General features: G+C 71.3%; 24 protein-coding genes and 1 riboswitch. Of the genes, 12 read left to right on the top strand and 12 right to left on the bottom strand.

The window, feature by feature from the left end; translation table 11 throughout:
• Positions 1-150: 150 nt before the first annotated feature.
• The gene (locus AB0J69_RS10575; protein ID WP_364115114.1) at positions 151-1356 is read left to right on the top strand and encodes an MFS transporter; all 1206 of its coding nucleotides are present in this window, start codon (positions 151-153) and stop codon (positions 1354-1356) included.
• A 12-nt stretch (positions 1357-1368) separates the two neighbouring features.
• Here the strand turns inward: AB0J69_RS10575 and AB0J69_RS10570 are convergent, their stop codons facing one another.
• Positions 1369-2937, bottom strand: a complete 1569-nt coding sequence (locus AB0J69_RS10570) for a bifunctional 3'-5' exonuclease/DNA polymerase (protein ID WP_364115112.1) — start codon at positions 2935-2937, stop codon at positions 1369-1371.
• Between the two features lie 39 nt (positions 2938-2976).
• Entirely contained in the window at positions 2977-4176 is a 1200-nt protein-coding gene (locus tag AB0J69_RS10565) for a metallophosphoesterase (RefSeq protein ID WP_364115164.1), read from the bottom strand.
• 424 nt (positions 4177-4600) lie between these two features.
• Here AB0J69_RS10565 and AB0J69_RS10560 point away from each other — a divergent pair, with 424 nt between their 5' ends.
• Positions 4601-5014 (top strand): tetratricopeptide repeat protein, encoded by a 414-nt coding sequence (locus tag AB0J69_RS10560; protein WP_364115110.1) that lies wholly within the window; start codon positions 4601-4603, stop codon positions 5012-5014.
• Positions 5015-5018: 4 nt separating this feature from the next.
• Here AB0J69_RS10560 and AB0J69_RS10555 read toward each other — a convergent pair whose 3' ends face one another.
• Entirely contained in the window at positions 5019-6599 is a 1581-nt protein-coding gene (locus tag AB0J69_RS10555) for an FAD-binding oxidoreductase (RefSeq protein ID WP_364115162.1), read from the bottom strand.
• Positions 6600-6630: 31 nt separating this feature from the next.
• On the opposite strand from AB0J69_RS10555, the gene AB0J69_RS10550 reads away from it, so the two are divergent.
• The 5 genes from AB0J69_RS10550 to AB0J69_RS10530 all read left to right on the top strand — a co-directional run bounded on the left by AB0J69_RS10550 (position 6631) and on the right by AB0J69_RS10530 (position 11476).
• Positions 6631-7140 carry a helix-turn-helix domain-containing protein gene (locus AB0J69_RS10550; RefSeq protein ID WP_364115108.1) on the top strand — a complete coding sequence of 170 codons (510 nt, stop codon included), beginning with the start codon at positions 6631-6633 and terminating at the stop codon, positions 7138-7140.
• Positions 7133-8629: a glycerol-3-phosphate dehydrogenase/oxidase gene (locus AB0J69_RS10545; RefSeq protein WP_364115106.1), complete on the top strand. Its 1497-nt coding sequence runs from the start codon at positions 7133-7135 to the stop codon at positions 8627-8629. Before AB0J69_RS10550 ends, AB0J69_RS10545 begins: the two co-directional genes overlap by 8 nt.
• Positions 8630-8768: 139 nt before the next feature.
• Positions 8769-9617 (top strand): sucrase ferredoxin, encoded by an 849-nt coding sequence (locus tag AB0J69_RS10540; protein WP_364115104.1) that lies wholly within the window; start codon positions 8769-8771, stop codon positions 9615-9617.
• A 100-nt stretch (positions 9618-9717) separates the two neighbouring features.
• Complete coding sequence (locus AB0J69_RS10535) at positions 9718-10029, top strand: WhiB family transcriptional regulator (RefSeq protein WP_080036407.1); 312 nt, start codon at positions 9718-9720, stop codon at positions 10027-10029.
• 253 nt (positions 10030-10282) lie between these two features.
• Positions 10283-11476 (top strand): esterase-like activity of phytase family protein, encoded by a 1194-nt coding sequence (locus AB0J69_RS10530; RefSeq protein WP_364115102.1) that lies wholly within the window; start codon positions 10283-10285, stop codon positions 11474-11476.
• Between the two features lie 37 nt (positions 11477-11513).
• Here AB0J69_RS10530 and AB0J69_RS10525 read toward each other — a convergent pair whose 3' ends face one another.
• Positions 11514-12074, bottom strand: a complete 561-nt coding sequence (locus tag AB0J69_RS10525; protein WP_364115100.1) for a hypothetical protein — start codon at positions 12072-12074, stop codon at positions 11514-11516.
• A 40-nt stretch (positions 12075-12114) separates the two neighbouring features.
• On the opposite strand from AB0J69_RS10525, the gene AB0J69_RS10520 reads away from it, so the two are divergent.
• Positions 12115-12762, top strand: a complete 648-nt coding sequence (locus AB0J69_RS10520) for a hypothetical protein (protein WP_364115098.1) — start codon at positions 12115-12117, stop codon at positions 12760-12762.
• A 58-nt stretch (positions 12763-12820) separates the two neighbouring features.
• On the opposite strand, the gene AB0J69_RS10515 is transcribed toward AB0J69_RS10520, so the two are convergent.
• Together AB0J69_RS10515 and AB0J69_RS10510 are read right to left on the bottom strand one after the other, a co-directional pair.
• Positions 12821-13054, bottom strand: a complete 234-nt coding sequence (locus AB0J69_RS10515) for a DUF397 domain-containing protein (RefSeq protein ID WP_364115096.1) — start codon at positions 13052-13054, stop codon at positions 12821-12823.
• A 135-nt stretch (positions 13055-13189) separates the two neighbouring features.
• A complete protein-coding gene (locus AB0J69_RS10510) occupies positions 13190-14071 on the bottom strand; it encodes a helix-turn-helix transcriptional regulator (protein WP_364115094.1) in 882 nt (293 codons plus the stop codon).
• A 90-nt stretch (positions 14072-14161) separates the two neighbouring features.
• On the opposite strand from AB0J69_RS10510, the gene AB0J69_RS10505 reads away from it, so the two are divergent.
• Positions 14162-14674 (top strand): ATP-binding protein, encoded by a 513-nt coding sequence (locus AB0J69_RS10505; RefSeq protein ID WP_364115092.1) that lies wholly within the window; start codon positions 14162-14164, stop codon positions 14672-14674.
• Positions 14675-14695: 21 nt separating this feature from the next.
• Here AB0J69_RS10505 and AB0J69_RS10500 read toward each other — a convergent pair whose 3' ends face one another.
• Positions 14696-15325 carry a phosphoribosyltransferase family protein gene (locus AB0J69_RS10500; RefSeq protein ID WP_364115090.1) on the bottom strand — a complete coding sequence of 210 codons (630 nt, stop codon included), beginning with the start codon at positions 15323-15325 and terminating at the stop codon, positions 14696-14698.
• 149 nt (positions 15326-15474) lie between these two features.
• The gene (gene rsgA, locus AB0J69_RS10495; protein WP_364115088.1) at positions 15475-16572 is read right to left on the bottom strand and encodes a ribosome small subunit-dependent GTPase A; all 1098 of its coding nucleotides are present in this window, start codon (positions 16570-16572) and stop codon (positions 15475-15477) included.
• 286 nt (positions 16573-16858) lie between these two features.
• Between rsgA and AB0J69_RS10490 the strand changes: the two genes are divergently transcribed.
• The 3 genes from AB0J69_RS10490 to AB0J69_RS10480 all read left to right on the top strand — a co-directional run bounded on the left by AB0J69_RS10490 (position 16859) and on the right by AB0J69_RS10480 (position 19594).
• Complete coding sequence (locus AB0J69_RS10490; protein ID WP_364115086.1) at positions 16859-17407, top strand: sigma-70 family RNA polymerase sigma factor; 549 nt, start codon at positions 16859-16861, stop codon at positions 17405-17407.
• Positions 17404-18147, top strand: a complete 744-nt coding sequence (locus AB0J69_RS10485; RefSeq protein ID WP_364115084.1) for a zf-HC2 domain-containing protein — start codon at positions 17404-17406, stop codon at positions 18145-18147. Before AB0J69_RS10490 ends, AB0J69_RS10485 begins: the two co-directional genes overlap by 4 nt.
• Positions 18148-18370: 223 nt before the next feature.
• Positions 18371-19594, top strand: a complete 1224-nt coding sequence (locus tag AB0J69_RS10480) for a CHRD domain-containing protein (protein WP_364115082.1) — start codon at positions 18371-18373, stop codon at positions 19592-19594.
• A gap of 435 nt (positions 19595-20029) precedes the next feature.
• Here the strand turns inward: AB0J69_RS10480 and glyA are convergent, their stop codons facing one another.
• The 4 genes from glyA to AB0J69_RS10460 form a co-directional block, all read right to left on the bottom strand.
• Positions 20030-21280, bottom strand: a complete 1251-nt coding sequence (gene glyA / locus AB0J69_RS10475; RefSeq protein ID WP_364115080.1) for a serine hydroxymethyltransferase — start codon at positions 21278-21280, stop codon at positions 20030-20032.
• Between the two features lie 24 nt (positions 21281-21304).
• Positions 21305-21387, bottom strand: a riboswitch (ZMP/ZTP riboswitch).
• A 25-nt stretch (positions 21388-21412) separates the two neighbouring features.
• The gene (locus AB0J69_RS10470) at positions 21413-22978 is read right to left on the bottom strand and encodes a protein kinase (protein WP_364115078.1); all 1566 of its coding nucleotides are present in this window, start codon (positions 22976-22978) and stop codon (positions 21413-21415) included.
• A gap of 54 nt (positions 22979-23032) precedes the next feature.
• A complete protein-coding gene (locus AB0J69_RS10465; RefSeq protein WP_364115076.1) occupies positions 23033-23893 on the bottom strand; it encodes a YihY/virulence factor BrkB family protein in 861 nt (286 codons plus the stop codon).
• A gap of 128 nt (positions 23894-24021) precedes the next feature.
• Positions 24022-24396, bottom strand: coding sequence for a YccF domain-containing protein (locus AB0J69_RS10460; protein ID WP_364115074.1), 375 nt, complete (start codon positions 24394-24396; stop codon positions 24022-24024).
• Positions 24397-24432 lie beyond the last annotated feature (36 nt).

Below are 24432 nucleotides of genomic sequence, written 5' to 3'. Positions count from 1 at the left end.
CCGTCCCCTTTGGGGCGATGTTAGGGGATATGGGAGACTTCGGGGGTGACCAGTGCCCCCACAAAGCCCGCTGTCTCATCCTCTGACCGGATTCGGACCGTCCAGCGCCGCACCTTGGCGGTCCTCTCCGCGGCACAGATCGTGGGAGGCGTGGGGGTCGCCGTCGGGCTGGCGCTCAGCTCGGTCCTCGTGGACGAGCTGTCGGGGTCCACGGTGATCAGCGGCTTCGCGGGCACGGCCACCGTGCTGGGCGCGGCGCTGCTGGCCCTGCCCACCGCCAAGGCGTCGGGCAGCGGCGGGCGGCGGGCGGGCCTGTCCCTGGCGTACGCGGCGGCGCTGGCGGGCTGCGCGATCTCGGTGCTGGCGATCAGCCTGCGTACGTGGCCGCTGCTCCTGGCCGGCCTGGTGCTGGTGGGCGGCGGCAGCGCCGGCGGCCTGGCGGCCCGCTACTCGGCGACCGACCTGTCGCCGAAGGACCGCTCGGCCAGGCACCTGTCGCTGGTCGTCTGGGCCTCCACGATCGGCTCCGTGGCCGGGCCGAATCTGGCCAAGCCCGCCGACCAGATCGGCATGCGGCTCGGGCTGGTGGAGAAGGCGGGGCCGTTCGCGTTCGCGGCGCTGGCGTTCGCCCTGGCGCTGGTGGTCGTCATCGGCTTCCTCCGCCCCGACCCGCTCAAGCTGGCCCGCGAGCTCAACGGCGCGCGGGAGGAGGGCGGGGGCCGCAACCGTACGATCCGCACCGCCTGGCAGACCTTGCGTACGACCCCGATGGCCCGCCGGGCCCTGGTCATGATCGCGATCAGTCACACGGCGATGGTCTCCGTCATGTCGATGACCCCGGTCAAGCTGCACCACGACGGCTCGAACCTGGACGTCATCGGCCTGGTGATCAGCCTGCACATCGCCGGCATGTACGTGCTGTCGCCGGTCGTCGGCTGGCTGGCCGACAAGGCGGGCAAGGTGCCGGTGCTGGTGCTCGGCATGGCGCTGCTGCTCAGCGCCTCCGCGCTGGCCGGCACGGCGGGGCACCGGGTGTGGCAGGTGACGGCGGCGCTCGTGCTGCTCGGGCTGGGCTGGTCCTGCGGCCTGGTGGCCGGCTCGGCGCTGGTCACGGAGTCGGTGCCGATCGAGCGCCGCCCCGCCGTCCAGGGGCTGTCGGACCTGCTGATGAACGTCTGCGGCGCCACGGGCACGATCGTCGCGGGCGCCATCGTGGGCCTGCTGGGCTATGGCGTGCTCGGCCTGGTCGTGGGGGTCATGGTGGCCGTGGCCGGCCTCTGGCTCGCCGCCGTCTGGCGCCGCGCCGCCCCCGGCTACGGGACCGCCGACCCCGCTCCCGTCACCACGGGCCCCTGACCGGGAGCCGCCTCACTTGGCGTCGGCGTAGGAGCCGACCGCCACCGCCTCCATCGGGAAGCGCACCGGAGTCTGCCCGAACAGCAGCCGGCTCGCCTCCGCCGCCGACTCCGTCACGGCCTCGATCACCTCTTGGGCCTGCGCCACCGGGCAGTGCACCATCACCTCGTCGTGCTGGAAGAACACCAGCCGGGCCGGCTCCGGCAGCCGCCCCCGCAGCACGGCCAGCAGCGCCAGCGCCCACTCCGCCGCCGTCCCCTGCACCACGAAGTTCCGGGTGAACCGCCCCCGGTCCCTGGCCGCCCGCGTGCCCTCGGGCCCCGACACCAGCTCCTTCCACCGCGCCGACGGGGGCGGGCTGGTGCGCCCCAGCCAGGACCGCACGATCCGGCCCTCCTCCCCCGCCTTGGCCGCGTCCTCGACGAACTGGTAGGCCTTCGGGAAGCGCTGCCGCATCACGGCCAGCAGCTTGGAGGCGTCGCCGCTGGTGCCGCCGTACATGGCGGACAGCATCGCGATCTTGGCGTTGCCGCGCTCGCCGCCGAACGACTGCGCCAGCGCCGAGTAGAGGTCGATCTCCCCCGCGGCCCTGGCCAGCCCCACGTCACCGGCCATCGCCGCCAGCACCCGCGGCTCCAGCTGCGCCGCGTCGGCGACGACCAGCACCCACCCGTCGTCGGCCATCACCACCCGCCGCATCACCTTGGGGATCTGCAGGGCGCCGCCCCCGTTGGTGGCCCACCGCCCCGACACCACGCCGCCCACCACGTATTCCGGCCGGAACCGCCCGCCGCGCACCCACTGGTCGGCCCACGTCCACCCGTGGGCGCTGAACAGCCGGGCCAGCTCCTTGTAGGCCAGCAGCGGCGCCACCGCCGGATGGTCGATCTGCTTCAGCTCCCACTGCCTGGTCGTCTTCAGCGCCACCCCCGCGCCCTTGAACGCCTTGACCAGCTGCTGCACCGAGTCGGGGTTGACCGCGTGCCCGAACGCCGCCGCCACCTCGTCGGCCAGCGCCTGCAGCTTGGCCGGGCGCATGCCGTGCACGGGCCGCGGCCCGAGCAGCTCGGTCAGCAGCGCGTCGTGCACGTCCCGGCGCCACGGCATGCCCTCGTGGGACATCTCGACCGCCACGAGCGCCCCGGCCGACTCGGCGGCCACCAGCAGCCGGAACCTGCCCGGCTCGGGCAGCGCGGCGATGCGCCGGAGCTGGTCGTCCAGCACCTCGGCGACCGCCTCCGCGCCGAGCGGCTCGGGCGCGAACAGCGTGCCGGGCGCGCTGGGTTGCTCCTCCGGCACCGGCAGGCCGCGCAGCCTGGCGTGCGCGGCCCGGACCGAGCGCGGCTCGCCGTAGCGGCCCGCGTGGGCCAGCAGCAGCCCCTCGGTCAGCGCGAGGTCGTGGCAGCGCGCGACCCGCACCCCCTGCTCCAGCAGCGGAGCGTACGCCTCGCGCGTGTCGGCCCACACCCACCGGGGCCGCTCGGCCGCCTCCAGCTCGCGGACCGCGCCCGCGAGATCGGCGGGACGGCGCGCGGAGCCCCCGACCGGCAGCACCGTCTCCCCTGCGACCACGACGTACACATGGCCAAGGGTGCCAAACGCTCCCGACAGAATCGCCCGTCAGGGTGCCAGGCTGATGCGCACCTCGTCCTCCATCGGCGGTTCCAGCTCCTGCCCCAGGCACCCGGTGGCCGCGAAACACCGCAGGGTCAGCTCGCCGGGGGTCACCGTGGCGTGCAGGAACTGCTTGAAGAACGGCGGCGTGTCCCAGTCGGACAGCTCCGACAGGTAGCGGTGGAACACCCTGTCCACCGGCAGCCGCAGCGGCCACGGCCAGGCCCCCAGCAGCCGGGCCGCCCACCGCATCCGCCGGGTGATCGTCACCGGCCCCGTCGGCGTCCTGACCGGCTCGTTCCTGATGTGCTCCGACATGATGCACAGCGCCTCGGAGGGCGTCAGGTAGAGCCACTTCATCCGCAGCCGCCTGGAGTAGAGCTGGCTGTAGAACGACAGCGAGTCACCGCGCAGCGGGTAGCACTTGAAGGCGTCCTCGTGCACCCCCGCCACGTCCACCCGCTGGATGGTGTGCGTCGCGTGCATGAACGCCCCGCCGCCGCCCGACACGATGTACTGGATCACCCGGCCGTCGTCCAGCTCGACCGGATAGCGCTGGTAGTTGTGCACGTCGCCGCCGATGGCCGCGACGTACCGGTGTGCCGGGTCGCGCACGATGTCGTCGATCGTCCCGCCGCCCTCCAGCGGCGACGGCTTGTACGTGTTGCCGGTGTAGATCGGCTTGCCGGTCACCAGGATCTTCGGCCGGGGGTCGAGCGAGACCCGGCGCAGCCACGCGGTCTGGGCCCGGTCGATCACGTTCCTGATGCCGGTGTCCACGCCCACGACGAGCAGGCTGTCGCTCTCGATCACCCAGTACGGCCCCGGCTGCGTCGCCTGCTGGGACGGCTTGCCCCTGAGCTCCCGCGCCTGCGCCAGCCGCGGCTCGTCGATCGTCTCCGGCTTGCGCCACAGCAGCCCGCGCAGCCCCCGGTCCGGCTTCGGCTTGAGCGGCGGCGCGTCGCAGAAGACCCGCATGAACCCGCCGAGCCCGTCGTACCAGTCATGGTTGCCGGGGATGGCGTAGATCGGGGCGTCGTAGTCCTTGTACGGACGGAAGAACTTGTCCTCGTACTCGTTGCCCGATCCCGTCGGATAGATCACATCGCTCGCGATGATGGCAAAGGACGTCTGCTCCCCTATTTTCAACAGGCCCGGAACAACGGCGTACTGGGAGGCATCTCCCTCTCCCGTATCGCCGAGCAGAAGGAAACTGAAATTCCCCCCAACAGGGGGCGTTATACGAAATTCCGGATCAATCCCGCGCGCTTCCTGGGCCTTCAGCCACCGCGCCCGGACCTCCCCCGAGGGATCGCCGAACAACCCCGCCAGGATCTCGTTACGAGAGAGCCAGAGCGTGCGCAAATTCAACCAGCTGAAGCCATGCCCATCGGGTCTGAGCTGCGCGAATGTACCCGTCTGCGAGCAGGCCCAGCCTGCCCCCTCCTCCGAGACCCGGGACGAAAGCTGCTTTCCCCGCTCAGCCGCGACATCCACCATGACCACATCTTTACCGCGATCTACCATTTGTGCATCCTGAACGCTCCGTACCGCTGGGAACACAGAAGGTGCGCAATGGTGTAACCTCACCCCCCAAGCAAGCGGTTGGGACCGCCAAGGGGAGGCTCCCATGCACCGTAACGACCCGGACGACGCGACACGAAAGGGCTCCGCCGACGTGGCGGCCATAGAGGGCCTGCTCGCGTTCGCCCAGACCCGGCCGCGCTGGAGCGGCGGGGCGGCGCTCAGCAGTGCGAGCGAGGCGATCGCACGCAGCAGGGTGCTGGCCGGGAAGTCGCCGGAGGAGCACACGGAGCTGCTGTCGCGGTGCCTGCGCACGACCGCGAAGCTGCTGCTCAAGCGGGGCAAGGCCACCGAGGCGCTGCCTCTGGCGCAGGAGGCGGTGGCGCTGGCCCGCTCGGTCGGCGGAGGGCCGCTGGTCGTCTCGCTGATGTGCCTGGCCCGCGTGTTCGAGGCCCTGCACCGCTACAGCGAGGCCGCCGCGACGATGGCCGAGGCCGACCGAATCCCGCCCACCGACTGACCTTTCACCCCTCCGGGACGAGCACGCCAGGGTTGAGTATCCCGGCGGGGTCGAGCTCCGCCTTGACCGCCCGCAGGACGGCCGCGCCCATGGGCCCGATCTCGGCCGCGTAGGCGTCGCGGTGGTCGCGGCCCACGCCGTGGTGGTGGCTGATCGTGCCGCCCGCCTCGACGATGGCCGCGTTCACGGCCTCCTTGGCCCGCTGCCACTGGGCCACGGGGTCGGCGTCCTGCGGGGTCACGACGGTGAAGTAGAGCGAGGCGCCGGTCTCGTACACGTGCGAGACGTGGCACATGACGAGCGGGGAGCCGAGCGCGCCGAGCAGCGCCAGCCGCACGGCGTCGTAGAGCCGGGGCAGGTTCGCCCAGAACCCGGCCGTCTCCAGCGTCTCGACGGTGGCTCCGGCCGCGAGCAGGGAGTCGCGCAGGTAGGGGGCGGAGAAGCGGCCGTGCTCCCACGCCCGGCCCGGCTCCGGCCCGAGCGGCTCGCCGCCCGTCCGGGCCAGCACGGCGGAGGCGGCCGCGTGCCGGTCGCCCACCCTGGCCCCCTCGTAGCCGGCGATCAGCAGGCAGCCGGAGCCGCCGGGGCCGCCAGAGCCGTCCGAACCGATCGCGTCCGGCTTGGCCAGGCCGATCATCGTCTCGGTCTCGTCCGACAGCCTGAGCACGGTCGGCAGCGGACCGTCCTGGGCGAGCGCCCGCATGGCGGCCGAACCCGCCGCGAACGACGCGAACCGCCATCCGTCGTACCGGCGCTCGGCGGGGGCCCGGCGCACCCGCAGCCGCAGCGAGGTGATGACGCCGAAGGCGCCCTCCGAGCCGAGCACGAGCTGTCGCAGGTCGGGCCCGGCCGCCGACTTGGGGGCGCGGCCGAGCTCCAGGGTGCCCGACGGGGTGGCCAGGGTGAGGCCCACGACCATGTCGTCGAAGCGGCCGTAGCCGGCCGAGGCCTGGCCGCTGGAGCGGGCCGCGGCGAAGCCGCCCAGCGTGGCGTACTCGAAGGACTGGGGGAAGTGCCCCAGCGTCAGCCCGTGCGCGGCGAGCAGCCGCTCGGCGTCCGGAGCCCGCACTCCCGGCTCGAACTCGGCCACCATCGACTCGGCGTCCACCGACCGGAGCCGGTCGAGCCGGGCCAGGTCCAGCGCGATCACCCCGGAGAACCTCGCGCGGGCCGCGGCGAGCCCGCCCACCACCGAGGTGCCGCCGCCGAAGGGCACGACCGCGATCCGCTCCCGCGAGCACAGCCGCAGCAGCTCGGCCACCTCGTCGTGCGAGCCGGGCAGCACCACGGCGTCCGGCGCGTCGGAGCCGTCCCCCGCGCGCATGCGCAGCAGGTCGGGGGTGGACTTGCCGCGCGTGTGGCGGACGCGGGCCTCGTGGCCCGTCAGCACGCGCTCCGCGCCGACGACCTCGGCGAGCGCGTCGAGCCGGGGCCCGGACAGGGCGACCGGCGGGAGGCTCACGGACTCCAGCGAGGCGGCGGGGGCGCCGGGCGCGCGAACGCCGAGCAGGTCGCGCAGCAGATCGCGGATCTGCTCGGGCAGCTCGCGGGCCTTGGCGGGGTCGCCCCAGCCCGACCACAGCATGGGTTCTCCAGTCACGCATACACTGTGACACATGACGTCGATCCGTCACAACGAGGCCGTGCTGGACGCGGCCCGCGACTGCGTGCTGGCCTACGGGGTGCGCAGGACCACGCTCACGGACGTGGCGCGCCGGGCGGGGGTGTCGCGGATGACGCTCTACCGCCGCTGGCCCGACGTGCGCACGCTGGTGGCCGACCTGATGACCAGGGAGTGGGTGCGCGTGGTGGGCGAGCTGGACCTGTCGGACCCGGTGCGCGCGGTGGTGGCCGGCGTGAGGGGGCTGCGCGCGCACCCGTTGTGGCGCAAGATCGTGGAGGCGGATCCGGAGCTGCTCGTGCCGTACCTGCTGGACCGGCGCGGCGCCAGCCACGAGGCCATCCTCGAGGTGCTCGAACGGGTGGTCGGCGATCCGCGCAAGGCCCGGGCGGTGCTGCTGGTCGCCCAGTCGTTCCTCCTGTCCGCTCCGACCATGCTCGACCCCGTGACGCTGGACGAGCTCGACTCCGAGCTCGCCGCCCTGCTGGAGGCCTACCTTGGATAGCTCTCTCAACGCCGCCAGACGATCCCGCGAGCTGCGCGGGGTCGCCGAGGAACGGGTGGACGTGCTGGTGGTCGGGCTGGGCGCGACGGGCGCGGGCGCCGCGCTCGACGCCGCCGCCCGGGGGCTGAGCGTAGCGGCGATCGACGCCCACGACCTGGCTTTCGGGACGTCGAGGTGGAGCTCCAAGATGGTGCACGGCGGCCTGCGCTACCTGGCCAAGGGGCAGGTGGACGTCGCCTACGAGAGCGCGGTCGAGCGCGGGATCCTGCTCAGGAGGACGGCCCCGCACCTGGTGAAGGCGCACCCGTACCTGCTGCCGCTGACCGCGGCCGTCTCGCGGCGGCAGGCGGCGCTGGTGATGACCGGCTACCGGCTCGGCGACGGGCTGCGGGCCGCCGCCCGCACGCCGCGCCGCCTGCTGCCCGGCCCGACGCGCCTGACCGGGGCCCGCGCCCGCACGCTGGCGCCCGTGCTGCGGCCCGACGGCCTGCGCGGCGCGCTGCTGTCGTGGGACGGCCGGCTGCTCGACGACGCCCGCCTGGTGGTGGCGATCGCCAGGACGGCGGCCGCGCACGGCGCCCGCGTGCTGACCCGCTGCCGCGCGCTGCGGCTGACGGATCAGGGCGCGGCGGTCCGCGACGAGCTGACGGGCGAGGAGTTCACGCTCCGGGCCCGGGTGGTGATCAACGCCACCGGGGTGTGGGCGGGCACGCTGGACACCGCCGTGAAACTGCGCCCGTCGCGGGGGACCCACCTCGTCCTGCCGCCGGGGGCGCTGCCCGGGCTGATCGCCGGCATGCACGTGCCCATCCCCGGCGAGTCCAACCGGTTCGCGCTCGTGCTCCCCCAGCGCGACGGCCGCGTCTACGTGGGCCTCACGGACGAGCCGGTGGACGGTCCGGTGCCGGACGTGCCCGAGGCGCCCGAGGAAGACGTCAGAACGCTCCTGGAGGTGCTGAACGGGGTCCTTGAGGTTCAGGTGACCAGAGAGGCGGTCGCGGGCGCCTACGCGGGTCTCAGGCCGCTCCTGGCGGCCGACGGCAGGACGGCCGACCTGTCCCGGAGGCACGCGGTGCTCACCGAGGGCGGCGTCGTGACCGTGGTGGGGGGCAAGCTGACGACATATCGCCGCATGGCCGAGGACGCGGTGGATCGAGCGGTTTCGTACGCGAACCTCCGGGCAGGCCGTTGCCGTACGCGGCGGATCCCCCTCACCGGCGCGGGTCCGCAGCCCTCCGGGGTGCCGGCGCGCCTGGCGGAGCGGTACGGCTCCGAGGCCGAAGCGGTGCACGAGCTCGTCAAGGCGCACCCGGAGGAGATCGGGCTCGGCCTCACGAAGGGCGAGCTGATCTGGTCGGTCCTGCACGAGGGGGCGCTCGACGAGGGCGACCTGCTGGACCGGCGGACCAGGATCGGCCTGGTCACGCAGGACAGGGACCGCGCCCTTCCTGCGACACGGGACGTACTGGACCGATACTCCCGCGCCTAAACCCGCCGATCCGTTAGGTTAGTCTTACCTAAGTCGGATCGGGGAAGGGATACGTGCGTTGGCAAGGGTCTGCGAGCATCCGGTCGGGTGCCACACCGGGAAGGTGCCCACGCTGGCCAGCGCCACCGTGGGAGCCAGGATGTGGCTCCTCATCGAATACACCGGAGCCTGGCCCTCGCACCTGGAAAACTTCGAACTTCCCGCAGAAATCTCGGAACTCGTGCGGCGCGCGCTCGAACGCGGTATCAGGCCTCAGCTGATCCGCCGCCCGGGAAAGCGGACCCGCCCACGGGAGCAGGGGATCCGTGTGCTAGTGGCCTACGCGGTGGGCGAGCACCCCTGGCTGGCGCAGGGCGTCATCGCAGGTCCTGACGATCTTGACCTGGACGCGCTGGTGGCCGGAGTGGTCCCGGAGTCCTGCATACTTGAAGACGAGCCGGTATTTCTGGTCTGCACGCACGCCAAGCGCAATGTGTGCTGCGCCCGCATTGGACTACCCCTCGCTCGGTCCCTGGCCGAAAACTTGCCGGACAGAGTGTGGGAAACGTCACACGTTGGCGGCGATCGTTACGCCGCCAACCTCGTGTGCTTGCCACACGGAATTTTCTACGGCAGCATGTCTCAGGCTGCTGCACTGGCAGCGGCTAACGCGTACCGGTCGGGCGAGGTCATCCTCGACCGCTACCGGGGACGCGCAGGCATCCCTGAGCCATTGCAGGCCGTCGAGCACTTCGCCCGAGCCCATACGGGAGAGCGCTCTGTCGGCGCGGTGGCCGTGGAATCCTCCAGGACGGACGGCGACGTCACCGTAGCCATCGTGCGGGTCAACGCGCGGAGCTGCGGAGATGTCCGGCTCCAGGTTGTGATTGAGCCATCGGCGTTCACAGCGCCGTGTGGTACGGCTTGCGCCGAGACGATCACCACCTACCGGCTGGTTTCGCTGGACAGGCTCACGCCTGTGCGGTACGCCACGCCTGCCCTTGCCTGAAGAGGGAACATCACGGCCCTACGTTGCGTTGGAACAGTGACGCCAAAAGCGTCCAATGCGGCTCAATTACCGAAATACCTCTCACGAAGGTGGTTTTCTCATGTCTCAGGTACGTCGGCAGCTCGCCCGCCCGCGCCCCAGCTGGGGTTGGCAGGATGATGCCGCGTGCCGGGGTGAGGACCTCGTGCTCTTCTTCGGCCCCGATGGGGAGCGGCAGCCCGAGCGTGACGTACGTGAGCGGAAGGCCAAGGCGATCTGCGCCCAGTGCCCTGTCCGCAACGAGTGCCTTGACTACGCGCTGTCCCGGCCCGAGAAGTACGGCACGTGGGGCGGTCTCAACGAGGACGAGCGCGCCAGCGAGCGTCGCCGTCGTATGCGCCGCGCGGCCAGCGCCGGCATCTCCGCCGCCTGACACACCCGGCAGCGTCACCAGCATCGCGTGATCACGCAGTTGTCCCGATGAACCGGAGCCTGGCCCTCCATGTCCAGGCCCCGGCGAACCCGGTCGGGGCAACTGCCTGATCAGGCACACACCTCACCCAAGCCCGCAAGCATCGCGGTCGCGGAGATTCCCCCCGAACTCCCGACCCGTCAGACATCCAGCCGACATCGCCCGTTGCCGTCCGTTCGGAATGCCGTCATGTGGCCGCCCTAGGGTGCCCGCCATGAAACGCATCGCCATCCTGATGTGCGCGGGCGCGCTGGCTGTCGGCCTGGCCGCCCCCGCCTCCGCGGATCCCGATCGGGCCGCTTTCGGCCGGGCCACGCTGACCGGCTTCGCCTCCCTGCCTGCCCTGACGTTCGTCCCCGGCAGTGAGGCGTCCGGGTCGCTGCTGGGCACCGCTCCGGTCAACGGCGTCACCCCGCCCTTCACCGGCCAGCCCGTCCAGGGCTTCAGCGGCATCGCCCGCCGTCACGACGGCACGTTCGACGTGCTGTCCGACAACGGCTACGGCAACAAGGCCAACAGCTCGGACTTCCTGCTCCGCGTCCACAGCGTCAAGCCGGACTTCAGGGCCAGGACCGTCGAGGTGCTCGGCGGCTTCAACCTGACCGACCCGCGCAAGCTGGTGCCGTTCCCGCTCACCCGGCAGGACCGGACGCTGACCGGCTCCGACTTCGACGTCGAGTCGATCGTGCGCCTGGTGGACGGCACCTACTGGATCGGCGACGAGTTCGGCCCGTTCCTCCTGCACTTCGACCGCAAGGGCCGCCTGATGGACGCCCCGGTCCAGTTGCCCGGCGTCAAGGCTCCCGAGAACCCGTATCTCGACGGCGGCCAGCCGAACCTCGGCGGCAGCAAGGGCTTCGAGGGCATGGCCAGGTCGGTCGACGGCCGCCGCCTCTACCCGCTGCTGGAGGGCACGGTGAGCGGCGACCCGGCGGGCACGCTCCGGATGTACGAGTTCGACCTGCGCAAGAAGGCCTACACCGACCGGCGCTGGACGTACCAGCTCGAAGACCCCTCGCACGCCATCGGCGACGCCATCGCCGTCGACGCCAACCGCTTCCTGATCATCGAGCGGGACAACCTCCAGGGCGACGCCGCGAAGGTCAAGCGCATCTACCTCGCCGACATGCGCGACAGGGACCGCGACGGCAAGCTCGACAAGACCCTGGTCGCCGACCTGCTCGACATCGCCGACCCGCGCGGGCTGGGCGGCGCGGCGGGCACGTTCAGGTTCCCGTTCCAGACGATCGAGGACGTCGTCATCCTGGACGACCGCACGCTCGGCGTGCTCGACGACAACAACTTCCCCTTCTCCAACGGCCGGACCCCCGGCAAGCCGGACGACAACGAGTTCATCACGGTACGGCTGACGCACGGCCTCCAGGCCGACCCCCGCGTCCACCGGTAACGACCACGGAACGCGGGCGAGGCCGCCTCGCCCGCGTTCACAGGTTCTTCAGCGGCGCCGCGAACGGGTCCCACTCGATGACCACGAGCTCGCCCCAGCTCTCGGCGGCCCTGCGGCGCAGACCCTGGTCGACGGTGTTGGTCACCACCACGATCCGGTTCAGCCGGGGCTCGATCCCCCCGCTCATGACATGCTCGTCGTCCACCGGCCACGCCGGCACCCTGTCCAGCACGGCCTGGCTGTTGCGCACCTGCCGCCGCACCTGGGGCACGTCCCTCGCGACCCGCCGACCGGCCAGCTCGCGCCCGCGCCCGGTGACGTAGGGGACGACGAGCGTGCGAGTGTCATAGAGCAGGTAGGGCGGTGCGAGATCGTAGGGGTGTGCCTTCGCCCGGTCCTCGGCGGCGATCAGCGCCCGGTTGTACGGCTCCAGCCCCTCCGGCGAGACCCGCAGGCCGGGATCCACGGGCTGCCAGTAGACCTCCGCCGCGCCGCGGGTCGCGGGTTGCAGGATCACCCGCCACCCGGCCGGGTCGTACCCGAGGCCCGCGAACGTCCCGTACAGGACGAGCAGCACGAAGATCATCCTTGCTCGCACCCGGAGGAGTGTAGCGGCCCCGGCGATAGGGTCCCTTGCCATGTCAGAACATGAACCGTCGCCCGCCGACGACCTCGAGCGGACCGTGCGGCTCGCGGTCGAGACGCTCCGGGACGCGCCCGGGACCGACGCCTGGGAGAGCAAGGCCGGGAGCCTCGACTGGACCTGCTGGGAGACCGCCGAGCACCTGTCCGACGACCTGTTCGCCTATGCCGTGCAGCTCGGCCTCACGACTCCCCCGCTGGACGTCAGCGTCCCCTTCGCCCTGGAGAGTCGCCGGCCGGGCGGGCCGCGGAACTCGGTGCACGCCGACCGCGAAGCGGGGGTCACGGGGCTGCTGCAGGTCCTGCAGACGAGCGGCGCGCTGCTGGTGGCGATGGTACGCACGGCGCCGCCGGGCGCCCGCGCGCACCACGTCTTCGGGGCCGCGGACCCGGCTGCCTCCGCCGCGATGGGCCTCGTGGAGACCCTCGTCCACACATACGACATGGCCCAGGGCCTCGGCCTCACCTGGGCGCCGCCCGCGGACACGTGCGCGCGGGTGCTGGCCCGGCTCTTCCCCGGCGCCCCGCGCGACGCGGACCCCTGGACGACCCTGCTGTGGGCCACCGGGCGGGCCGAGCTCCCCGGCCGCCCGCGCCTGACGAGATGGCGCTGGCACAATGAGCCGGTGTCACAGCCCTCGTGACCGAAACCCGGCGCCGGGCAGACCGTAACCCGGCGACGGGTGGTGGCGGTCCGCCGGATCAGACGATGAGATCGTCGAACTCGCCGTCCTTCGCCCCGAGGACGAACGCGGTGATCTCGGCCTGCGTGTAGACCAGGGCCGGGCCTTCGGGAAACCGGGAGTTACGCATGGCTATCTCCCCCGTGGGCAGGTTCGCGACCTCGACGCAGTTGCCGTTGGGGTTGCTCCGCCTGCTCTTGCGCCAGACGACGGGAAGGCGGCCGGCGGGCGTTCCGTTCCGGAACTCATGCATGGGGGCAGCTCCTCGCGATCTTACGGATGCACGTGCATCCGCGTTTGCGAGCTGACAATACGGCAGCACGAAGTGCTCCATATACCGGACGACCAAAAATCCCGGTATGGAGTGGATCACAGGGATATCAGCGGCTTATGCGGAAATGAGGCGTTCCAGGAAGCGCCGGGTCACCTTGGGCTCCTCCGCCTGGATGCTGAGCCGATCCATGACCTCCATGTAGTGGTCGGAGTCGGCGGGTTTGTCCAGGTAGAGGGCGCTGGTGAGCTGCTCCATGTAGACGACGTCGGGCAGATCGCGCTCGGGGAAGCGCAGGATGCTGAAGGGGCCGCCGGCCGCCGCGTGGCCGCCGCGGTCGAACGGCATGATCTGCACGGTGATGTTGCGCTCGGCCGTGATGTCCAGGAGATGGGCGATCTGCTGGCGCATCGTCTCCGGGCCGCCCAGCATGCGGCGCACGACGGCCTCGTCGATCACGGCCCAGAGCGTCAGGCCGCTCTCCAGCCGCTTCTGCCGGGTGGTGCGCAGGTCCACCCGCCGGTCGAGCTCGGACTTGGGGGCCTTCTCGTGGGCCAGCTCGATCACCGCCCTGGCGTAGGCGGGGGTCTGGAGGAGACCGGGGACGAACTGGTTCTCGTAGGTACGGATGCTGGACGCGGCGCCCTCCAGGCCGATGTACACCTCGAACCAGGGGGGCAGCAGATCGCCGTACTTGTGCCACCAGCCTGGGGCGTTGGCCTCCTTGGCGAGGGCCAGCAGGGGCTCGCGCTCGGCCGGGTCGGTGACGCCGTAGAGCGTCAGCAGATCGGCCACGTCGCGCTGCTTGAAGCTGACCTGGCCGAGCTCCAGCCGACTGATCTTGGCATGAGATGCGCGAATCGAGTATCCGGCGTCCTCTCGCGAGATACCCTGCTCTGTACGGAGCCTGCGCAGCTGAGTCCCGAGCAGGATCCGCAGCACCGTCGGGCTCCCCGGCGAATGGCTGAGAAGCTTCGCTTCCGCGCTCTCTGCGCTCACTGCATCGCTCCTAGGTCATCTGCACGTGCAGATGCGATTCGCATCCGTAAACTACGAAAAGTCTTGCATCGGTAAGCACTCCCCGTAAAGATGGGCATTGGATCACCAGACCGCGCTTCGGGGGCCAGAATGACGACTTTCGACGCTCGGCCGCAAGCCGCCATCGGTGCCCGGCCACCAGGATGGCTTTCGTCCATTCTGGTGGAAGGACGCACCGGGGAGTGTGATGCCGTCTTTCCGTTCCATCAACGTACCGCGCTGGAGCCCGCCTGTGTGGCGACGGCCCGGCGGTTCGTCGACCAGACACTCGGCGCCTGGGGGGCGGTGGAGCTGGCCTTCGACACCCAGCTGGTGGTCTCGGAACTGGTGACCAACGCGATGCGGCACGGCGGCGGCGCCGCGCAGTTACGCCTGCTGTCGCACGGGCCCGAGCTGGCGTGCGTGGTCACCGACCACAGTCACACCGTGCCGGTGGCGGCCTCGCCGGACGTGTTCTCCGAGTACGGGCGGGGGCTTCGGCTGGTGGACGCCCTCTGCACGGCATGGGGGTGGCTCTCGCCGGGAGGCGCCCGCAAACTCGTCTGGGCCATCATCGCGACCTGACCGCCCATCCTCCCCGCCGGGTCAGTCCTCCCTGTCGAGCAGGTCGAGAACGTCGGCGTCACTGAGCTGATCGAAGTGCTCGTACCACTGGCCGACCGCCCGGAAATCGATGGGCGTCAGCAGCACGACCACCTCGTCGGCCTCCTCCCGAAGCGACTCGACGGTCTCGCGGGCGCCGACCGGAACGGCCAGCGTCACCTTCGCGGGCTTGTGCGTGGCGACGGCCCTGAGCGCGGCCCGCGCGGTGCCGCCGGTGGCCAGCCCGTCGTCGACCACGATCACCTCCCGCCCTTCGAGCGCCGGCAGCGGGCGGTCGCCGCGATAGGCGCGTACGCGGCGGGCCAGCTCGCGCCGCTCCTCCTCCACCACGTCCGCCACGGACTCGGGCGTCATGCCCAGGCGATGCAGCAGCGTCAGGTCGAACACCGGCTCGCCGCCCTCGGCTATCGCGCCGACCCCCAGCTCGGGCGTCGGCGGATAGCCGATCTTCCGGGTCACGAGCACGTCGGGCACGGTGCCGAGGCGGCGCGCGATGGGCACGGCCACCGCCACGCCGCCGCGGGGCAGGGCGAGGATCACGGGGTCGCGCACGTCCTGCAACCGCTCGGCGAGCAGCGCCCCGGCCTCGGCCCGGTCTGCGAAGAGCTCCATGACCTGTGCCTACCCGCTGACGCCGACTCCTCGCCCTCCCCTCCCCAGCCATTCCATGGGCCCCCTGCGCGGCGGTCCGCAGGGGGCTCGCCGACGCCGCTGACCGTTCGGTTGCCCTCAAGCCCCGTCTCCGGGGCCGGGGCCACTGATCAGGGGCGGTTGCGGCCGGAGCGGCGCATCTCCTTGTGGATGATCTTCCACTTGTTCTGCTGCTCCTTGCGCAGCCGCGCGTCCGTCCGGGACGCCATCCAGGTGGCCTCCCGCTGCAGCTTGCGCCAGCTCTCCAGCCGCCGCTCCGGCAGCTCGCCGCTCTCCAGAGCCGCCAGCACCGCGCATCCCGGCTCGCCGGCGTGCCCGCAGTCGCCGAAGCGGCAGTGCTCGGCCAGCGCCTCGATGTCGGAGAAGACGAGGTCGACGCCCTCCCCGATGTCGTAGAGGCCCACCCGCCGGATGCCGGGCGTGTCGATGACCAGCCCGCCCCCGGGCAGCAGGATCAGCTCCCTGTGGACGGTGGTGTGCCGGCCGCGCCCGTCCGCCGCGCGTACGTGCTGGGTCTCCATGACCTCCTCCCCGGCCAGCGCGTTGACCAGGGTGGACTTGCCGGCCCCCGACGGGCCGAGGATGACGGCCGTACGGGAACCCCCGAGGTAGCCGCCGACCAGCTCCACCCCGTCCCCGTGCAGCGAGGAGACGGCGTGCACGTCCACGCCGGGAGCGGCGACGCGGACGTCGGCGAGCAGATCGTCGAGGCCGTTCTCGAACAGGTCGGACTTGGTGACGAGCACGACGGGCGTGCCGCCGGACTCCCAGGCGAGGGCCACGAGGCGTTCGATGCGGCCGAGGTCGGCGAAGTCGGTCGAGTGCATGGACGGCTCGGCCACGAAGACGACGTCCACGTTGGCCGCGAGCACCTGGCCCTGGCCGTCGCCCGACAGGCCCCCGACCGAGTCGCGGCTCACGCCGCCCCGGACGAACGCGGACGTGCGCGGAAGGACCTCGTCGAGCTCGTAGCGGCCCTCGGGCAGCCACCTGAGCGCGACCCAGTCGCCGACGCACGGCAGCGACACCGGGTCGGCGGCCGAGGCGCGGCGTACGCGGGCGGCGTATTTGACGTGATGCTGACCGTCCGCCGCGATCACCTCGGCGGCGCCGCGGTCGACGCGGGCCACCCGGGCGGGGACGGTTTCGGCGGGCAGCTCGGCGGCGCGGAGATCGGTCCAGCCGAGCAGAGCAAGATCGTTGAACAACGGAGTGAGACCTTTGATCGAGAAGGGTGGAACGGGTGGCTCAGCTGAGCCCCCGGAGGTGGACTGACGGCGCGCTGAACAGGGCGACCCGCATAAGTCCTCACCTCCTCGATCAGTCGTCGGAGTGACTCTACGCAGCCTGTCCCCGGCGATGCAATCGGATTATCTTCCGCGATCTGTTGAACCGTGCCAGGGCGCCTGGCCGTACCACCTCCCGACGGACTGAGAAAGGGGAATGATGCGAATCAGCACGTATCCCCCGCCCTCGGCCGAGGGAGCCGCCCCGATGGGCAAGCCGCGCTTACGTCACTGGATCCGGCGCGTACGCCCGGATGACGAGGTGGTCGTGTCCGCGCTCTACCGGGAATACCACAGGCCGCTGCTGGCCTTCGTGATCCGGCTGACCGCGGGCGATCGGCAGTGGGCGGAAGACGTGGTGCAGGAGACCATGATCCGGGCGTGGCGGAGTGCGGAGCGGCTCGACCCCGATTCGGTCTCGCTGATGCCCTGGCTCGCCACGGTCGCCAGACGTATCGTGATCGATGACCGGCGGCGAAGGGACGCCCGCCCCCAGGAGTCGGGCGACGGACCGCTGGAGAGCATGCCCGTGCCGGACGAGATGGAGGGACTGCTGCACCAGGTGGTCGTGTCTGAGGCGCTGAAGGCGTTGTCGCCGGCCCACCGCGAGATCCTCAACGAGACGATCCTGCGGGACCGGTCGGTCAACGATGCCGCCGAGGCGCTCGGGATCCCGGTGGGCACCGTGAAGTCCCGGGTTTACTACGCCGTACGCGCGTTGCGGATCGCACTGGAGGAGAGGGGGGTGACGGCGTGACTTCGAGAGTCGAGCACACGGACGTGGGCGCTTACGCGCTCGGACTGCTGGACGAGGACGACAGGCTCGCCTTCGAGGCCCACCTCCTCGGCTGCCCCTCCTGCCGGTATGAACTGTCCGATCTGGCCGGGGTGGCGAGCGTGCTGAACGGGATCGGGCCCGTCGAGGACCCCGACCCCCCTTCCTATGACCGCCCCATCGGGGGCCAGGACGACGTGGTCGACCTGCTCCGGCGCAAGAAGGCGGCCGACAGGCGGACGCGCAGGGGCACGTTCGTGATCGGGATGGCGGCGGCGGTCACGCTGGTGGCGGGGGGTCTGACGATCGGCACGCAGCTCAGCGGGGGCGAGCCGGCCCCGGTGGCGCAGGGGCACGGCGGTCACATGGGCACGCACATGGGCCCGGCCGAGCAGTTCTACGCCGACGGCAAGCCCATCGAGGGCAAGGGCGTGGACGGGGTGACCGGCGGCCTGGTCGTGGAGACGAAGGGGTGGGGCACGCACGCGGCGCTCAAGCTGGCGGGGGTGAAGGGGCCGCTGGAGTGCGAGCTCATCTCGGTGGCCAAGTCGGGTGAGCGCCGGGTGATGACCGGGTGGTCCGTACCTCCAGCCGGGTACGGAGTGCCGGGATCGCCCGATCCGCTCTACATGCACGGCGGCAGTGCCACGCAACTGAAGGACATCGACCGTTTCGAGGTGGTCACCTCGGCGGGTAAGAAGATACTCACCATCAAGGCCTGACCGGTCCTGGGGAAGCCCTCTCACCGCTGGTGGGAGGGCTTTCTTCATGCCCTCGCCCTTGTGTGGAAATTTACGCGTTCGCGGGTTGAACCGCACCGGGCTCCGGCGCGTACTGCTTGCCGTATCAACCGGAATATCAAGCCCTTTAAGGGGTTTCATTATGTCTATCCGGAAATTCGTATTTTCTAGTGCTTTAGCGGCAAGCGTGCTTGTCGTCCCGGCGGTGCCCGCGCACGCATCCGGCGACGACGTCTATCTCGCGGCGGGCCTGCGCGGCGCGAACGAGGTGGGCGCCCCGGGCGACACGGACGGCCGCTCGACCGTGGTGCTCAGGATCAGCGGGACCGAGGTGACGTTCGCGGCCCGGTGGCACAGGATCGGCACACCCACCGCCGGCCACGTGCACGCGGGCCCCAAGGGTACGAACGGCGACGTCGAGCTCGACTTCTTCACCACGTCCCTGCCCGGGTCGGTGCTCGGCGTCACCGGCACCGTCAAGGCCGGCGACGACCTCGTCAAGGCCCTCGTCGACAACCCCGGCGGCTTCTACGCCAACCTGCACGACGCCGCCCACCCCAAGGGCGCGGTACGCGGCCAGTTCCACCGGCTGAGCAAGCCCGTCGACCTCAACGGCGTGCTGCACGGCGGCGACCAGGCCACGCTCTCGTCCCAGGCGGACGGCCGCCAGGAGGTCCCCCCGGACGACGGCAGGCAGCGCGGCGACGCGGACGGCCGGGCCGTGTGGTGGCTGCGCCCGTCAGGCTCGTCCATCGCCTACACCGCCACCTGGTCGGGGCTGGGCCGGGTGACGGCCGGGCAGCTGCGCAAGGGGCCTCCGGGCAGGACCGGGCCGGTGGCGGCGGAGCTGTTCGCGGCCCGGGAAGGGCTGCCCGAGAACGTGACCGGCGTCGCGGGGGTGACGCCGGTCGCCGCCAAGGTCGTCAAGCGCGTCGCCGAGAACCCGGGCGCGTACTACTCGAACCTGCACACCACCGACTTCGACGGCGGCGCGGTGCGCGGGCAGCTCTCCGGCGAGGCGTTCACCCACCCGCGCGCGCTCACCGCCGACGTGCTGCGCGGCTCGCAGATCTACTCCTGCACGCAGCTTCCCACCGGCGGCTACGGCTTCACCCAGCTCGGCGTGACGGCCACGCTGCGGCGGGGCATCGACCACTCGTTCGTGACGCCCGCGTCGGGGCCGCCGCTGTGGATCGCCCCGGACGGCAGCGCGGTGCGCGGCGCGGTCGTCAGCCGCACGCCGAACGGCGACAACATCCCCGAGCTGGTCCTCGACGCCACCCAGTCGGGCGCGCCCACGGGGCTGCTCGCGCACGCCACGCAGATCCTGCGCCTCAACACCACGGGCGGCCTCGCCCCGGCCGGCTCCTGCGAGCCGGGCTCCGAGGCCAGGGTCCCGTACGGCGCGGACTACGTGTTCCTCGGCTGAGGCCGGGCGGGGGACGATTCGGTCCCGTCCCCTGTCAGGCCCTTCCCGGTCGATCCGGCCCGGTCCCCCCGGGCCACCGACCGGCCGCGACGGGGTGCTCCGGCCCGGTCGCGACAAGCGCCCCGCCGCACACGGGAGCCCGTGCGGCGGGGCGCCTCGTCATGCCCCCTGGCGGTGGGCGGGTACGGAAGGCGGTGGCCGCCCCGGGCGGGGATCGTCGCCGGGGCGGCGTGGAACCACCGTCACGGTCGAGCGTGCGCCGTGACGGCGGCCGGCCACGTGCGCGTCAGACATTAGCGGGCGTCACCCTGGAGGCCCTCAGCCCCGTGCGGCGGGTGGCGCCCACTTGGCTCCGCCGTAACGGATGGACCTCGGCAACCCCGTGCGGCGAGTGGGACCGACCCGCCGAGAAGAGCCCGTGCGGAGAGGGTGGGTTCAGAGGCCCGGGGCCGGGAACTGGGCGGTGAGTTCGCTGACCTCGTGGTGGACGCGGGTGATGACGTCCTCGGCGTCCCCCTTGGCCAGGGCCGTGACGACCTCGTCCATCCAGGCGCCGATCTGCCGCATCTCCGCCTCGCCCATGCCGCGCGAGGTGACCGACGGCGTGCCGATGCGGATGCCCGACGGGTCGAACGGCTTGCGCGTGTCGAACGGCACCGTGTTGTAGTTGGTCTCCAGCCCCGCGCGGTCGAGCGCCTGCGCGGCCGGCTTGCCGCCGATGCCCTTGGGCGTGAGGTCGAGCAGGATCAGGTGGTTGTCGGTGCCGCCGGAGACCAGGTCGAACCCGCGCGAGGCCAGCTCGTCGGCCAGGGTCTTGGCGTTGGCGACGACCTGGTGGGCGTAGTCGCGGAACGACGGCTGGGCGGCCTCGTGCAGCGCGACCGCGATGGCGGCGGTGGTGTGGTTGTGCGGGCCGCCCTGCAGGCCGGGGAAGACGGCCTTGTTGAGCGCCGTGGCGTGCTCGTCGGCGGTGGCCATGAGCATGGCGCCGCGCGGGCCGCGCAGCGTCTTGTGCGTGGTCGTGGAGATCACGTCGGCGTGGCCCACCGGGGACGGGTGCGCGCCGCCCGCGACCAGGCCCGCGATGTGGGCGATGTCGGCGGCCAGCACGGCCCCGACCTCGCGGGCGATCGAGGCGAAGCCCTCGAAGTCGATGGTGCGCGGGATGGCGGTGCCGCCGCAGAAGATCAGCTTCGGCCGGTGCTCGAGCGCGAGCTGCCGGACCTCGTCGAGGTCGATGCGGCCGGTGTCCTTGCGTACGCCGTAGCGGACCGGGTTGAACCACTTGCCGGTGGCCGAGACCGACCAGCCGTGGGTGAGGTGGCCGCCGAACGGCAGGCCCATGCCCATCACGGTGTCGCCGGGCTGCAGGAACGCCATGTAGACGGCGAGGTTGGCGGGCGAGCCGGAGTAGGGCTGGACGTTGGCGTGGTTGACGCCGAACAGGGACTTGGCGCGCTCGATGGCCACGGTCTCGATCTGGTCGATGACCTGCTGGCCCTCGTAGTAGCGCTTGCCCGCGTAGCCCTCGGAGTATTTGTTGGTCAGCACGGTGCCGGTGGCCTCGAGCACGGCCTTCGACACGTAGTTCTCCGACGCGATGAGCTTGACGGTGTCGGACTGGCGACGTTCTTCCGCCTTGATGAGCTCGGCGATCTGCGGGTCGACGCTAGCGAGAGAACCCATGACTCTCCTGTCATCATTGACGATTGCGAAGACCCAGGCGCACGGCCTCCGCTCCTTTCGCTCCCCGGTGGTCGATCCCACCCAATGCGCCAGTCGCGTCTCGTCCTAGACGATAGCGGATGTGACAGGGGCTTATTTCGTGGTGATCAGCAGATTCGCGTAGTGTCCGAGGTTCTTGAGGTCCAGGTCGACCGGGCCGGCGGCCTTGGGCACCTTGCGGAAGACGGCGAAGAAACGCCGGGTCTGACCGGCCTGGATCTGGTCGCCGGGGGTCAGCTCGGAGCAGGCGCACTGGTCGCCCTGGAACATGGGCTTGACGGGCAGCGCCTCGTCGCGGAGGGCCAGTTCGACGTCCTTCAGGCTGTAGGCGTTGGTCTCGGTCAGGCCCCACACGCTGAGCGAGTTCTGCGAGTGGTCGTTGCTGACGGAGAACTCGAGCTTGACGTCGTCGCCCTGCCACCGGAGCGCCTCGATCCGCAGGACGATGGGCACGGTCCGGTGGCCGTCGTTGTACTGGAAGGACCGCGACGCCTGCTTCGTTCCGGGGGTGACGGTCGCGGCGGGGTCGGGCGCGTTCGTGGTGGCCTGGTTCGTGGTGGCCTGGTTCGCGGTGGGCTGGTTCGCGGTGGGCTGGTTCGCGGTGGGCGCTTTCGCGGTGGGCGGCGTGGCGGTGACGGTCTCGTACTGGGTCAGCATCACCGTGGCCGACTGCTTGCCCGGCTGCTCCCAGGGGCGCCACAGGGCCAGCGTGGCGCCGGCGGTCAGCGCGGACGCGAGCACGGCGGCGATCACGGGCGCCGCCCAGCGCCCGCCGCCCGCGGGCCGGGGACCGGGAACGGGAGGCGCCTGGGGAGTCAGCAGCGGCGTCCAGGCGTCGCTGACCGCGCGGGTGGCGGAGGCCACCGTCGCCCGCTCGCGGCCCATCAGGCGGTCGAGGAGCTGCTGCGCGGTCGGCCGCCGGGCCGGGTCCTTCTGCAGCGCCGGCTCCACCAGCACCCGCAGCCGCTCGTCCAGCCCGTCGAGCATCGGTACGTGGTGCGCCACCCGGTACAGCACCTCCGGAACCTGCCCGGTGCCGAACGGCGGCCGCCCCGTCCCCGCGTACGTCACCACGCCGCCCCACGCGAACACGTCGCTGGCGGCCGTGATGGGCGCGCCGTTGGCCTGCTCCGGAGCCATGTACGCGGGCGTGCCCGCGACGACGGCGGACTGGGTGGCGTCCGGCTGGGCGATGCGGGCGATGCCGAAGTCGATGACGCGCGGGCCGACGGCGCTGAGCAGGATGTTCGACGGCTTGAGGTCCAGGTGCACGACCCCCGCCTCGTGGATGGCGGCCAGCGCGGTGGCCACCCCCACGGCCAGGGCCTCCAGGTTGGCGCCTCCCATGGGCCCCTGCGTCTCGATCATGGACGACAGGTCGGGGCCTTCGACGTATTCGGTGACGAGGTAGGCGGTGTCGCCCTCGATCCCGGCGTCGAGCACGGGCGCCGTGCAGAACCTGGCAACGTGCCGGGCCGCCTCGGCCTCCCTGGTGAAGCGGCGCCTGAAGTCCTCGCGACCGGCCAGCTCCGGCCTGAGCACCTTGAGCGCGACCGGGGCGAACGCGGCGTCCTGCGCGAGGTAGACGATGCCCATGCCGCCCTCGCCCAGCTTGCGCACGAGGGTGTAGGGGCCGATTCGCCGGGTCTGATCGATCACGGGATGAATTCTGACCTCATGGCCTGACATTTGGTGGCAGAACGCTGGATCGCGCTATTTCGTACGACTCACGCCCGGCCAGAGCCGATCCACCTCGGCGTTCAGGATCGCCCCGATGAGCACCGCCAGCGCGGTGATGTAGAGCCACAGCAGCAGCGCGATGGGCGCGGCCAGCGAGCCGTACACCGAGACGGGCGAGAACCACGCCGCCAGCACCGCGCGCAGCACCGCCGCGCAGAGGATCCACAGGAACAGCGCCAGGATGGCGCCCGGCAGCTCGCGGTACCACTTCGTCCGCACCGGCACGCTGACGTGGTAGAGCACGGTGAGGAACAGCACCGAGCCGATGATCACGACCGGCCAGTAGAGCAGGTCGATCAGGATGCCGTAGTCGGCGGGCAGCGCGTCCTTGATCAGCGTCGGGCCGACGACCAGGATCGGCATGACGATGATCCCGATGATCAGGCCGACGATGTAGAGGCCGAACGACATCAGCCGGGTGCGGATGATGCCGCGCTCCTCCCCCAGCCCGTAGGCGACCGAGATGAGGTCCACGTAGACGTAGAGCGCCCTGGAGCCGGACCAGAGCGACAGCAGGAAGCCCAGCGAGATGATCGACACCTTGCCGGCGTCGTCGCTGAGCACGTCGGTGAGGAGCGGGTTGATCACCTTGTTGACCGCGTCGTCGGTGAACAGCAGCCCCGCCTGCTCGATCACCCAGGTCTTCACCTGGGTGACCACGGTGGGCCCGAGCCAGGTGCCGAGCTTGCCCAGCACGCCGATCAGGCCCAGCACGAAGGGCGGCAACGACAGCAGCGCGAAGAACGCCGCCTCGCCGGCCAGGCCGGTGACCCGGTAGGTGACGCCGGCGTTCGTGGCCGCGCGCACGATCGCCCACGACTTGGTGTCGAGCACCCAGTTCAGCCTCGCGCGGGCATTCGAGACCGGCCCGCGCTTGGGTCGGGGAGGCGCATCGGTGGACGTCATGGCACCCATTGCTATTCGCAGTGACTCTTCGGGACAGCTTACGTCCCGGGACTGCCCTAGTCGTTGTCCACGATGCGCGCGCCCAGCGGAAGGAGGGAGACGGGGATCATCTTGATGTTCGCGACACCCATCGGGATGCCGATGATGGAGATGAACAGCGGGATCGAGGTCACGACGTGCCCGATGGCCAGCCAGATGCCGGCGACCACGCACCAGATGATGTTGCCCAGCAACGAGAACACGCCCGCGCCGGGGTCGCGCACCACGGTCCGGCCGAACGGCCACAGCGCGTAGGCGGCGATCCTGAACGAGGCGATGCCGAACGGGATCGTGATGATCAGGATGCAGCAGATGATTCCGGCCAGCGCGTATCCGATGGCCAGCCAGATCCCCGCGAACACCAGCCAGATGACGTTCAGAATTGTGCGCATGCTCACAGGATGTCACTGATCGTGCCCTCGGCGTCA

This window comes from Nonomuraea sp. NPDC049709, from assembly GCF_040674815.1.
GTDB lineage: Bacteria > Actinomycetota > Actinomycetes > Streptosporangiales > Streptosporangiaceae > Nonomuraea.
The sequence above is the reverse complement of the archived record's forward strand: the minus strand, read 5'-3'. Positions and strand labels throughout refer to the sequence as shown.

Coding starts and splice junctions, on each gene's coding strand:
- AB0J69_RS10560 (WP_364115110.1), top strand. CDS start 4,601: ATGCACCGTAACGACCCGGACGACGCGACACGAAAGGGCTCCGCCGAC.
- AB0J69_RS10555 (WP_364115162.1), bottom strand. CDS start 6,599: ATGCTGTGGTCGGGCTGGGGCGACCCCGCCAAGGCCCGCGAGCTGCCC.
- AB0J69_RS10550 (WP_364115108.1), top strand. CDS start 6,631: ATGACGTCGATCCGTCACAACGAGGCCGTGCTGGACGCGGCCCGCGAC.
- AB0J69_RS10540 (WP_364115104.1), top strand. CDS start 8,769: ATGTGGCTCCTCATCGAATACACCGGAGCCTGGCCCTCGCACCTGGAA.
- AB0J69_RS10535 (WP_080036407.1), top strand. CDS start 9,718: ATGTCTCAGGTACGTCGGCAGCTCGCCCGCCCGCGCCCCAGCTGGGGT.
- AB0J69_RS10530 (WP_364115102.1), top strand. CDS start 10,283: ATGAAACGCATCGCCATCCTGATGTGCGCGGGCGCGCTGGCTGTCGGC.
- AB0J69_RS10520 (WP_364115098.1), top strand. CDS start 12,115: ATGTCAGAACATGAACCGTCGCCCGCCGACGACCTCGAGCGGACCGTG.
- AB0J69_RS10515 (WP_364115096.1), bottom strand. CDS start 13,054: ATGCATGAGTTCCGGAACGGAACGCCCGCCGGCCGCCTTCCCGTCGTC.
- AB0J69_RS10505 (WP_364115092.1), top strand. CDS start 14,162: ATGGGCATTGGATCACCAGACCGCGCTTCGGGGGCCAGAATGACGACT.
- AB0J69_RS10500 (WP_364115090.1), bottom strand. CDS start 15,325: ATGGAGCTCTTCGCAGACCGGGCCGAGGCCGGGGCGCTGCTCGCCGAG.
- AB0J69_RS10490 (WP_364115086.1), top strand. CDS start 16,859: ATGGGCAAGCCGCGCTTACGTCACTGGATCCGGCGCGTACGCCCGGAT.
- glyA (WP_364115080.1), bottom strand. CDS start 21,280: ATGGGTTCTCTCGCTAGCGTCGACCCGCAGATCGCCGAGCTCATCAAG.
- AB0J69_RS10460 (WP_364115074.1), bottom strand. CDS start 24,396: ATGCGCACAATTCTGAACGTCATCTGGCTGGTGTTCGCGGGGATCTGG.